General features: G+C 70.8%; 10 protein-coding genes. 5 read left to right on the plus strand and 5 right to left on the minus strand.

What is annotated here, in order from left to right:
• Positions 1 to 69: 69 nt before the first annotated feature.
• Both ACFWMR_RS19015 and ACFWMR_RS19020 read right to left on the minus strand, forming a co-directional pair.
• Positions 70 to 1,173 (minus strand): glycosyltransferase family 4 protein, encoded by a 1,104-nt coding sequence (locus ACFWMR_RS19015; protein WP_378379288.1) that lies wholly within the window; start codon positions 1,171 to 1,173, stop codon positions 70 to 72.
• Positions 1,174 to 1,175: 2 nt separating this feature from the next.
• Entirely contained in the window at positions 1,176 to 2,294 is a 1,119-nt protein-coding gene (locus ACFWMR_RS19020) for a glycosyltransferase family 4 protein (protein WP_378379289.1), read from the minus strand.
• A gap of 111 nt (positions 2,295 to 2,405) precedes the next feature.
• On the opposite strand from ACFWMR_RS19020, the gene ACFWMR_RS19025 reads away from it, so the two are divergent.
• Positions 2,406 to 3,236, plus strand: a complete 831-nt coding sequence (locus tag ACFWMR_RS19025) for an inositol monophosphatase family protein (protein WP_378379290.1) — start codon at positions 2,406 to 2,408, stop codon at positions 3,234 to 3,236.
• 159 nt (positions 3,237 to 3,395) lie between these two features.
• Here the strand turns inward: ACFWMR_RS19025 and ACFWMR_RS19030 are convergent, their stop codons facing one another.
• From ACFWMR_RS19030 to menD, 3 genes are all read right to left on the minus strand, one after another.
• Positions 3,396 to 3,836 (minus strand): DUF3592 domain-containing protein, encoded by a 441-nt coding sequence (locus ACFWMR_RS19030; RefSeq protein WP_378379291.1) that lies wholly within the window; start codon positions 3,834 to 3,836, stop codon positions 3,396 to 3,398.
• 22 nt (positions 3,837 to 3,858) lie between these two features.
• Entirely contained in the window at positions 3,859 to 5,379 is a 1,521-nt protein-coding gene (locus ACFWMR_RS19035; protein ID WP_093939035.1) for a M1 family metallopeptidase, read from the minus strand.
• A 108-nt stretch (positions 5,380 to 5,487) separates the two neighbouring features.
• Positions 5,488 to 7,164 carry a 2-succinyl-5-enolpyruvyl-6-hydroxy-3-cyclohexene-1-carboxylic-acid synthase gene (gene menD, locus ACFWMR_RS19040; protein ID WP_167406440.1) on the minus strand — a complete coding sequence of 559 codons (1,677 nt, stop codon included), beginning with the start codon at positions 7,162 to 7,164 and terminating at the stop codon, positions 5,488 to 5,490.
• A gap of 57 nt (positions 7,165 to 7,221) precedes the next feature.
• On the opposite strand from menD, the gene ACFWMR_RS19045 reads away from it, so the two are divergent.
• From ACFWMR_RS19045 to ACFWMR_RS19060, 4 genes are all read left to right on the plus strand, one after another.
• On the plus strand, positions 7,222 to 8,145 hold the full coding sequence (locus tag ACFWMR_RS19045) for a 1,4-dihydroxy-2-naphthoyl-CoA synthase (RefSeq protein WP_093939033.1): 924 nt from the start codon (positions 7,222 to 7,224) through the stop codon (positions 8,143 to 8,145).
• Between the two features lie 94 nt (positions 8,146 to 8,239).
• Positions 8,240 to 9,364: an o-succinylbenzoate--CoA ligase gene (menE, locus tag ACFWMR_RS19050; protein WP_378379292.1), complete on the plus strand. Its 1,125-nt coding sequence runs from the start codon at positions 8,240 to 8,242 to the stop codon at positions 9,362 to 9,364.
• Between the two features lie 62 nt (positions 9,365 to 9,426).
• Positions 9,427 to 9,585, plus strand: a complete 159-nt coding sequence (locus tag ACFWMR_RS19055) for a hypothetical protein (protein ID WP_167333169.1) — start codon at positions 9,427 to 9,429, stop codon at positions 9,583 to 9,585.
• 93 nt (positions 9,586 to 9,678) lie between these two features.
• Positions 9,679 to 10,548, plus strand: a complete 870-nt coding sequence (locus tag ACFWMR_RS19060) for a 1,4-dihydroxy-2-naphthoate polyprenyltransferase (RefSeq protein WP_378379293.1) — start codon at positions 9,679 to 9,681, stop codon at positions 10,546 to 10,548.
• Positions 10,549 to 10,605: the final 57 nt, after the last annotated feature.

Genomic DNA, 10,605 nt, shown 5'->3' on the forward strand with positions numbered 1-10,605 from the left:
CTCGCTCGATGGCGTGAGGGGACGATGAATGCCGGTTGTACAAAGAAGATACAAATGATCTTGGGGTGATCAAGTGAGTGCGGAGAGCATTCCCTGGACCGATCGTGGCCAGGCGAATTCCTCCGCTCGCGCCCGCGCCGCCGCACGCCGAGTGAGCTCCGGTTTCTTCAAAAGCTCGGTGACGGCGCCCGCGAACGCCGGGGCCTGATCGTCGACGGCCGCACCGCAGCCGGGACGGACGATCTCCCGCAGCGCCGACGACGCCGAGACCACCACCGGCGTCCCCGAAGCGAGCGCCTCCAGCGCGGCCAGCCCGAACGTCTCATGTGGACCGGGCGCGAGCGAGACGTCGGCGCTGGCCAGCAGGCGCGCGACGTCGCGTCGTCCGGCGAGGAAGCCGAGGAAGGTCACCGGGAGGCCGCGCGCCCGCCGTTCCAGCGCCCGGCGCCGAGGCCCGTCACCCGCGATCACCAGCCGTACCCGGTGCCCTGCCTCGGTCAGCGCGGCGACGGTGTCCACACTGCGCTCCACGTGCTTCTCCGGCGACAGGCGTCCACAGTGGACGAGCAGCGCGTCCGCGTTCCCGGACAGCGTGTGCCGCCAGCCGTCGTCGCGGCGGGCGGGCGCGAACGTCGTGAGGTCGACGCCGAGCGGGACACGCCGCACGTTCGGCGCGGCGATCCGGTCGAACTCCACGCGGGCGAACGCCGTCGTGCAGACGACCGTGTCGTAACCCCGCGCCATCCGCCGGTTCGCGACGTCCGCGACGCGCCGCGCGATGGGCTCCGGCATCAGGAACTGCTCCAGCAGCCTGTCCAGCCGCTCGTGCGAGATCACCATGCTGGGCACGCCGTTGCGCCGCGCCCAGACGCCCATACCGCGCAGCGTGAGCCTGTCGGACACTTCCAGTCTGTCCGGTTCGAGGCGTTTCAGCACCGCGCGAACCCGGTGCGGATCGACCGCGCGATAGCCGCCCGTCCCCGGGATCTGCGGTGCCGGAAGGGAAAACCGGCGGACGCCCGAGGGCAGCGTCTCGTCCGCGTAGCGCCGACCCGGCACCACGAGGGTCACCTGATGACCGCTGGCCACGTAGCCGGCGCCAAGGTGGTGCAGCGCCGTCCGCAAACCGCCCGAGCGTGGCCCGTAGAAGTTGGCCAGCTGGACGATGTGCATTTTTACGCCGCACGCGCGACTTTGCCCTGAACGGCTTCGTAATGACCGATCAGTTCGTGGCAGACCGCGGGCCAGGTCCGGCCCAGCACCACCTTGCGCGCCTTCTCCCCCAGCCTGGCGCGCAGGGCTTCGTCGCGCAGGTCGTTCACCTTGTCCACCAGCGCCGTCGCGAACCCGGCCCGATCGGCGGGCAGCAGGTAGCCGGTACGACCGGGCAGCACCAGGTCCTTCGGGCCACCCGCGTCCGGCGCGAGCACCGGGAGCCCTGACGCCATCGCCTCCTGAATGGCCTGGCAGAACGTCTCGTGCGGTCCTGTGTGGACGAAGACGTCGAGGCTCGCGTACGCGGCGGAAAGCTCTTCGCCGTACCGAGCGCCGAGGAACGCCGCGCCCGGGATCCGTTCGCGCAGCATCGGCAGCTCCGGCCCGTCGCCGACGACGACCACGCGGATCCCGTCGACCCCGGCCAGCGCGGTCAGCCGCTCGACCTCCTTTTCGGGCGCGAGCCTGCCGACGAACCCGACCAGCAGTTCGCCGTTCGGCGCCAGCTCGGCGCGCAACGCGGGATCGGCGTGGACCGGCGAGAACCGCTCGATGTCGACGCCGCGCGCCCAGCGGTGCACCCGCGGGATCCCGTGCAGTTTCAGCTGTGCCACCGAATCCGACGACGGCGCGAGCGTGCGGTCGGCCCGCGAGTGCAGGCGGCGCACCCAGCGCCAGGCCGCGCGGGCGGCGATGCCGAAGCCGTACGCGGCGGCGAATCCGGCGATGTCGGTCTGGTACACCGCGACGCACGGCACCCGCAGCCGTCTCGCCGCGGCGAGCCCGCGGGCGCCGACCACGAACGGGGACGCCAGGTGCACCACGTCCGGCCCGAAATCGGCCAGCGCGGTGAGCACCGTCCGGGTCGGCACTCCGACCGGGAGGGAGTTCACGCCGGGGAAATCGAGGGCGGGGATGCGCACGACCGGGGCGCCGAGGTACTCCCCGGGGCCCGGCCCCGGAGCGATGATCAGCACGTCGTGCGCGCGGTCGCGGAGGTGTTCCACGACGCGGAGCACGGAGTTGGTCACGCCGTTCACCTGGGGCAGGAAACTTTCGGTGACTATCGCGACTCGCACGACGATCACTTTCGCATCCGGTTGTGACGCCCACGCCAACAAAAACGGAACAGACGACATGTCATCTCAAGGTCGTGTTCCGTAAACCAGTTTCGGCCACACTAGGCAGGCATGACCCTCCTGTCGTCAAGGCCGCCTCAGCCCGTCGAGCCCGGGCTGTTGTCGAGGGCCCTCGAAGTGGCCGGGCGGCTGGCCAACGACGCGACCGACGTGATCACCGCGACCGCGGGCCGTGGTGCCCAGCCCGATCCGAGGGACTCGCCCTTCGATTGGGTCACCGACACGGACCGGATCCTCGAACGCCACACCCGCCGCGTGCTGACCGCCGAGTTCCCCGGCATCCCCGTCGTCGGCGGTGAGTTCGGCGCCGACCACGGTGCCGACGTCGCCGAGTACCGCTGGGTCGTCGACCCGGTCGACGGCACCGCGAACTACGTCGCCGGTGTCCCCTGGTGCGCGTACAGCCTCGCCCTGATCGACGCGTCGGGGCCGGTGGTGGGCGTGGTCGCGGACCCGTACCGCGCCCAGATCTACGCCGCCGCGCGCGGCCGCGGCGCCCGGGCGAACGGCAAGCCGATCACGCTCACCGACCGTCGCGGGACCGCCGGGGCGATCGTCTGCACGGAACTCACGCGCAAGGGTGTCTGGCCGGGCATGGGCCAGTTCATCGAACGGGCCGCCGCCGCGCACGCCGGGGTCCGGGTACTCGGTTCGGCCGCTTTGGCGATCGCGCAGGTCGCGCTGGGGCACGCGGCCGCGGCGGTGCTGCACAGCTACCGCGAATGGGACGTCGCCGGTTCGGTCGCGCTGGCCATCGAGGCCGGGGCCGTGGTGCTGGACCGGCACGGGGAAGGCACGGCCCTCCCCGTCGACGCGCTCCTGGTCGCGGCCCCCGGGGTGGCGGACGAGGTGCTGGGCTGGTGGCAGGAGTCCGTCGGCTGAGTTCGCCTTCTGATCACGCGTGTCGTCCGTCTGATCACGCGTGTCGTCCATCTGATCACGCGAGTTCGCCGGTTCCGCACAGCGGGCGCGGCGGACCGATCCGGACGGCTCACGTGATCAGACGGACGACACTCGTGACTGGATGGACGACTCGCGTGCTCAGACGGACGACACGCGTGACTTGGCGTTCTGCCGCCGGATCCACCACAGCAACGGACCGGCGATCAGCCAGGTGAAGAAGATCATGCTGCCCAGCGGCAGCAGCGTGTTCGACGCCGAGCGCCCGGCCACCCGCGCGAGTTCCGGGTCGCCGGCGTCGTACTCGATGTTCACCAGCTGCCCGGCGGCCAGCCCGGCCGGGTAGAGCACGCCGTTGGACGGGCTGTGCATGATGCCGTCGGGGGTGGCGTAGTTGATGATCGTCCGGTCGAACGCGACCGACTCGACCTGCGCTGTCGCCTGGCCGAGCTGCGCTTCGATCGCGCTGTCGTTGCGGAAGGCGGCGAACAGCAGCGAGACACCGAGCACGGTGACGAGTGAGGCGACAACGAGGGCGGCATACCACCCGATGCGCCTCACCCGCTCCGCTTTGGCCGTCACGCCGCGAGCGTAGCGCTACCCGTCAGTGGGCGTGTCGCTCGCCGAGGAATTCATGGGTCGCCTTGATCTGCGGGTAGGACTTGGGTGCGACCGGGGCCACAGCGGCCCGCTGAGCCGCGGCCGGCACGCCGTTCGGACCCACCGCGGGCTTGCCCTTGGTGTACAACCAGGTCTGGAACAGGTCGTACAGCGGCTTGCCCGAGATCTTCTCCGCCAGCGCGATGAACTCCGGGATCACCGCCGACTTGCTCTTCTTCACCTGCTGCCAGGTCTGCAGGATCCGGAAGAACGTGTCGTCGCCCACAGCCTTGCGCAACGCGTGCACCGCGAGCGCGCCGCGGTCGTAGACGGCCGCGTCGAACTGCTTGTCCGCGCCCGGGTCGGCGGGCAGGACCTGCCAGAACGCGGCGTCGGCCGGCTGCGAGTCGTAGATGTACTGGGCGAGTTCGTCGGCGGTGCCCTCGCCGGTCTCCTCCGACCACAGGAACTCGCCGTAGGAGGCGAAGCCCTCGTTCAGCCAGATGTCACTCCACTTGCCGAGCGTGACGCTGTCGCCGAACCACTGGTGCGCCTGCTCGTGCGCGACGACCGAGGTGTTGGAGCCGGACCGGAACGCCCGGGCGCCGTACACCGGCCGCGTCTGGTTCTCCAGCGCGAAGGTGATGCCGGTGGTGGCGACGCCGCCCTGCGCCTCGAACGGGTAGGGCCCGAACTTCGACGCGAGGAATTCGGTGATCTCCGGCGTCCGCTCGATGCTGGCCTTGGCCGCGCCGAGCGATTCGCCGAGGTCGGCGCCGTAGGCGGTGATGAACGGCTTGCCGTCCGGGGTGGTCTGCTCGTTCACCTCGAACTTGCCGACCTCCAGCGACGTCAGGTACGTCGCCTGCGGTTTGGTGCTGCGCCAGTTCCAGCGCGTCCAGCCCGGCCGCTGCACCGTCTTGCGCACGAGCGTGCCGTTCGACAGCGCCGCGACGTCGTTGGGGACCTCGACCGAGATGTCGTAGGTGGCCAGGTCGGTCGGGTGGTCGTTGGAGGGGAACCACCAGGCCGCGCTCTGCGGCTCGTCGACGGCCAGCGCGCCGTCCGGGGTCTTCTTCCAGGCGGTGAAACCGTCGATCTTGACCTTCGACGGCGTGTCCGCGTAGGCCACGACGACGGTCGCCGTCTGGCCCTTCTTGAGCGGAGTGGCCGGGGTGACGCTCAGCTCACCGGTGCCGTCGGTCGACGTCGCGAACTGCGCGGGCCGGTTGTTGACCCGGACGCTCGACACCTTCAGGCCGAAGTCGAGGTTGAACCGCGACAGGTCCTGTGTGGCGGTCAGCAGGATCGTCGTCGACCCGGACAGCAGGTCGGTCGAGGGCTGGTAGGTCAGCCGCAGGTCGTAGTGGCCGACGTCGTAGCCGCCGTTCCCGGCGTGCGGGTAGTACGGGTCACCGATCCCGATCGAGCCGGGCGCGGGCGCGGCGGCCGCGGTGCCCACGAGCAGCACCGAGACGACGCCCGCGGTCAATCCGGCGAAGCCGGCGCGAGTCTTCAAGCGCATTGCGAATCCTCCCAGGATTTGTCAGCGCGCTCGAAACTATCCAGACGATCATCGCCCAGACACGTCCGAAGGAGGGGTTCCTACCTTCTGGACTGAGACGCAAATCAGCTAGACAGCGCGTACGGCGGAGGAAACCGCCGTACGGAGGCGCGCGTGCAGCTCACGGTGGCGCGTTCGGTCCACCCGGACCTCCACCACCCGCAGCCCCGGCGCGGGCTTCAGCGCCGCGCGGAACTCGGTGAGCGTCTCCGCGACGACGTGCGGCACGCGGTAACCGGCGCACAGGGCGCCGAGGTCGGCGCCGTGCGGCGTCCCGAAAACCCGCTCGAAACCGGCGTTGTGCTCGGGCGCGCCCTGCTCCAGCAGGGAGAAGATGCCGCCGCCGTCGTCGTTGAGCACCACGATCGTCAGATCGGGGCGCTGTTCGGCGGGGCCGGTCAGCAAGCCGCTCGCGTCGTGCAGGAACGTCAGGTCGCCGAGCAGGGCGTACGAATGTCCCCTGTGGACGGTCGCGGCGCCGATCGCGGTCGACACCATGCCGTCGATCCCGGCGACGCCGCGGTTGCGGTGCACCAGGACGTCGGGCCGCAGCCGTCCGGCGAGCGCGACGTCGCGGGTGGGGTTGGACGAGCCGACGACCAGCAGCGACCCTTCCGGCACCGCGTCGACCAGCTCGGTGGCCAGGCGCAGCCCGCTCGGCCACGGCTCGGCGGCCAGCGCTTCGGCCACCGCCGAAGACGCGGCCTTGTCCGCGCGCTGCCAGCCCGCGAGCCACTCCGGATCGGCCGGTTTGGTCGGCTCGTCGAACCACTGGCCGACCTGGCGGACGTTGTGCGCGGGCGCGGGCCAGTCCGAATCGGGCCGGACCAGCAGCACTTCGACGTCGGGATCGGACAGGACCCGCTGGACCTGCCGGAACACCGTCGGGCGGCCGATGCACAGGACCTGTTCGGGTTTGTGCCGCGAGATGAACTCCTCGACGCCGAGCAGCCACGCGCCGGACGAGATCGCCGTCGCGCCCGCCATCCCGATGCCGCCGGTCTCGGAGACGACCGGCCAGCCGTGCAGCTCGGCCCATTCGCTGGCGGCCTGCACGCCGGTGTCGCACGCGATGACCAGGCCGTGCCGGGCCGAGGGCACCACGAACGAGGGAAGCGCGCCGAAGTCGGGGAGCTCGGTCCAGCGGGCGCCGTCGGGACGCCCTTCGAGTGACTCGTACCACTCGCCGTCATCGTTGATGTCGGGGACGAGCGGCTCGCGGAACGGGATGTTCAGGTGCACCGGCCCGCAGCGCCACTCGCCGTACGCGGCGTTCCAGGCACGGCAGATCTGGCCGCGCCAGTACGAGTTCTGCCCGGCGCGGCGTTCGGCGACGGCGAGCTCGTCGAAGTACCGGATGGCGTTGCCGTAGAGGTGGTGCTGGTCGATGACCTGGCTCGCGCCGGCGGCCCGCATCTCGGGCGGCCGGTCGGCGGTCAGCACGATCAGCGGGACACCCGCGCGGTCGGCCTCCAGGACGGCGGGGTGGAAGTTCGCGGCCGCGGTGCCCGAGGTGCACAGCACGGCGACGGGGCGGCCGGTGCGCGCGGCGATGCCGAGGGCGAGGAAGGCGGCGCCGCGTTCGTCGATGCGGACGTGCAGCTGGAGCCGTCCGGCGGCGGCCGCGTCGTAGAGCGCGATCGACAGCGGGGCGTTGCGGGAGCCCGGGCAGAGGACGACGTGCGAGACGGTGTTGCGGACGAGTTCGTCGACGATCACCCTGGCCTGCGCGGTGGAAGGATTCACCGGCAGACCTCGGGTTTCACTCTACGACTCACGGCCACACGTCCTATTCTCCCAAACGTGGATGACGCCCAGGTTTCCGAGCTGTTCGACCCCGCCTTGTGGACCGAGATCGAAGGTTTCGACTTCACCGACATCACCTATCACCGCTCCGCTGAGAGCCGTTCGGGCAAACGTGTCGTGCGTGTCGCGTTCGACCGTCCCGAGGTCCGCAACGCCTTCCGTCCGCACACCGTCGACGAGCTGTACCGCGCGCTCGACCACGCGCGGATGAGCTCGGACGTCGGCTGCGTCCTGCTCACCGGGAACGGCCCGTCGCCGAAGGACGGCGGCTGGGCGTTTTGTTCCGGTGGTGACCAGCGTATTCGCGGACGCTCCGGGTATCAGTACGCGGACGGGGAGACCTCCGACACGATCGATCCGGCCAGGGCCGGACGGCTGCACATTCTCGAGGTCCAGCGGCTGATCAGGTTCATGCCGAAGGTGGTGATCGCCGTGGTCCCGGGGTGGGCGGCGGGCGGCGGGCATTCGCTGCACGTGGTGTGCGACCTCACGCTCGCCTCGGCCGAGCACGCGCGGTTCAAGCAGACCGACGCCGACGTCGGCTCCTTCGACGGCGGCTACGGCTCGGCGTACCTGGCCAAGCAGGTCGGGCAGAAGTTCGCGCGGGAGATCTTCTTCCTCGGCCGCGAGTACACGGCCGAGCAGATGCAGGCGATGGGCGCGGTCAACTCCGCCGTCCCGCACGCGGAGCTCGAGGCCGAGGCGCTGGACTGGGCGTGGGCGATCAACGGCAAGTCGCCGACGGCGCAGCGGATGCTGAAGTACGCGTTCAACCTCACCGACGACGGCCTGGTCGGGCAGCAGCTCTTCGCCGGCGAGACCACGCGGCTGGCGTACATGCAGGACGAAGCCGTCGAAGGTCGCGACTCCTTCCTGGAGAAGCGCTCCCCCGACTGGTCGGCCTTCCCCTACTACTACTGACCAGGCGGATCGCGTTTAGCCCGCTAACTGCGCTCGGCCCCGACCTGCGTTTAGCGGGCTAAACGCGATCCGGGGGCGGACGTAGGGTGGCGGGATGCGTGCGGTGGAGGTGGACGGGAGTCCGGAGTCGATCACCGGGCTGACCGCGGCACTGGCCGGGGCGCTCGGCGGCGGCCCGGCCGTCCTCCCCTACGCGTCCGAGGCGCTGCGGGACGCGATGGAGCCGACACGCCCGGCCGAGCCCGGGACGGCGGTGATCATCGCCACCTCGGGGTCCACCGGCGAGCCCAAGGGCGTCCTGCTCTCGTCCGCCGCGCTCGCCGCGTCGGCGCACGCCACCCACGCGCGGCTCGGCGGGCCGGGGCACTGGCTGCTCGCGACCCCGGCGCAGTACATCGGCGGACTCCAGGTGCTGGTCCGCTCGCTCCTGGCCGGGACGACGCCCGCCGCGCTGCACGCCCCCGGTTTCCGGCCGGACGACTTCGCCGAAGCCGCCGCGCCGCTGCTGGCCCTCGACGGACCGCGCTACACCGCGCTCGTGCCGACCCAGCTCGGACGGCTGCTCGACGCGGGCGGCGCGGGGCTGGCGGCGGCCCGCGCCTTCGACGCGATCGTGATCGGGGCCGCGGCGACCACCGCCGGACTGCGCGAGCGCGCGGCCGAAGCGGGCGTGAAGATCGTCCCCGCGTACGGCATGAGCGAGACCGCCAGCGGTTGCGTCTACGAAGGCGTACCGCTGGACGGAGTACACGTCGAACTCGAAGACGAGCGGGTCCATATCACGGGTGACGTGCTCTCGCACGGCTACCGGCTGCGACCAGACCTGACCGCGGAGTCCTTCGAGGGCGGCCGCTTCCGCACTTCCGACCGTGGCCGATGGACGGCCGATGGGCGGCTGGAGATCCTCGGCCGCGTCGACGACATGATCAACACCGGCGGGGTGAAGGTGGCCGCCGCGGCCGTCGAACGGATCTTGACCGCACAGCCCGGGATCCGGGACGCGTGCGTGGTCGGAGTACCCGACCCGGAGTGGGGCGAGGCCGTCGTCGCGCTCGTCGTCGGTGCTGGTTGCGACGTTGATTCCCTGCGTGCCGCGTGCCGCGAAGAGGCCGGTGCGGCGGCCGCGCCGAAGCGGGTAGAGTTCGCCGAAGAACTCCCCTTGCGGGGCCCTGGAAAGGTCGATCGGACGGCCGTCAGGAATCTCCTACGAAGGTCGTGAATTCCCCACCGATTACTGGGACATTGTTGACACGATCATTACCCGCGGGTTTACGTCTAGGTATGACGCGCTGGACACGCACAGTATTGGCCTGCACCGCCGTCACGATGGGCTTGGTCGCTTTGGCCGGGCCCGCGCTGGCGGACGAACCGGAAACCGCCGTTCCGAACAGCGGCACACTCACCTGGACCCTGGAAGACACGATCAACGATCTGAAGTAGCTCGCTACGTCGCCTGCTCGCGGTGGCTCGGCACCGCGAGCGGGTGACGAGCCCCGCATACCGGCCGGTAGTCGCCAGGGCCAGAATGGCGGCATGGCGACTGCTGGTGAATGGATCGAAGGGGCGCGCCCGCGGACGCTGCCCAACGCGGTGGCGCCGGTGGTCGCCGGAGTCGGTGCCGCGCTCGCGCTCGACGGCTTCTCGTGGTCCCGATCGGTTCTCGCGCTGCTGGTCTCGCTGGCCCTGATCGTCGGCGTCAACTACGCCAACGACTATTCCGACGGCATCCGCGGCACCGACGAAAACCGTGTCGGCCCGCTGCGCCTGGTCGGCTCCGGGGTCGCGAAGCCGAAGGCGGTCCTGGCGGCCGCTCTGGCGTCGCTCGGGCTGGCCGGAGTCCTCGGGCTCGTGCTCGTCGCGATCAGCGGCCTGTGGTGGCTGCTGGCGATGGGCGCGGTCTGCATCCTCGGCGCCTGGTTCTACACCGGCGGCAAAAAGCCTTACGGCTACTACGGTTTCGGCGAGATCGCGGTCTTCGTCTTCTTCGGGCTGGCCGGCGTACTGGGCACTGTGTACGTCCAAGCCGGACAGCTCAGCTGGACCGCGCTCGGCTGCGCGGTAGCCGTCGGCTCGTTCTCGACCGGCGTGCTGACCGCCAACAACCTCCGCGACATCCCGACCGACATCGAGTCCGGCAAGCGCACGCTCGCCACCCGGCTCGGCGACAAGGGCACGCGGCGGCTCTACCTGGTGCTGGTCGCGGTGCCGTACGTCGTGAGCGTGCTGCTCGCCTTCGTGACGCCGTGGGCGCTGCTGGGCCTGCTGACCGCGCCGCTTCTGCTGAAGTCGGTCAAGGCCGTCGGCGGCGGCTCGCAGGGGCGGGCGCTGATCCCCGCGCTGCGGGACACCGGGTTCGCCATGCTGGGCTGGGCGGTGCTGACCGCGGTCGCCCTCGCGCTCTAGAGCCGGGCTGAAGGGGCCCTTCACCCCCAGCGACCCGGGGAAGGGGCCCGACGCAGC

Source organism: Amycolatopsis thailandensis (assembly GCF_042723255.1).
Taxonomy (GTDB): domain Bacteria; phylum Actinomycetota; class Actinomycetes; order Mycobacteriales; family Pseudonocardiaceae; genus Amycolatopsis; species Amycolatopsis thailandensis.

Excerpts from the sequence above, each read along its gene's own strand:
- ACFWMR_RS19015 (WP_378379288.1), bottom strand. The coding sequence starts at position 1,173 with ATGCACATCGTCCAGCTGGCCAACTTCTACGGGCCACGCTCGGGCGGT.
- ACFWMR_RS19025 (WP_378379290.1), top strand. The coding sequence starts at position 2,406 with ATGACCCTCCTGTCGTCAAGGCCGCCTCAGCCCGTCGAGCCCGGGCTG.
- ACFWMR_RS19035 (WP_093939035.1), bottom strand. The coding sequence starts at position 5,379 with ATGCGCTTGAAGACTCGCGCCGGCTTCGCCGGATTGACCGCGGGCGTC.
- menE (WP_378379292.1), top strand. The coding sequence starts at position 8,240 with ATGCGTGCGGTGGAGGTGGACGGGAGTCCGGAGTCGATCACCGGGCTG.
- ACFWMR_RS19055 (WP_167333169.1), top strand. The coding sequence starts at position 9,427 with ATGACGCGCTGGACACGCACAGTATTGGCCTGCACCGCCGTCACGATG.
- ACFWMR_RS19060 (WP_378379293.1), top strand. The coding sequence starts at position 9,679 with ATGGCGACTGCTGGTGAATGGATCGAAGGGGCGCGCCCGCGGACGCTG.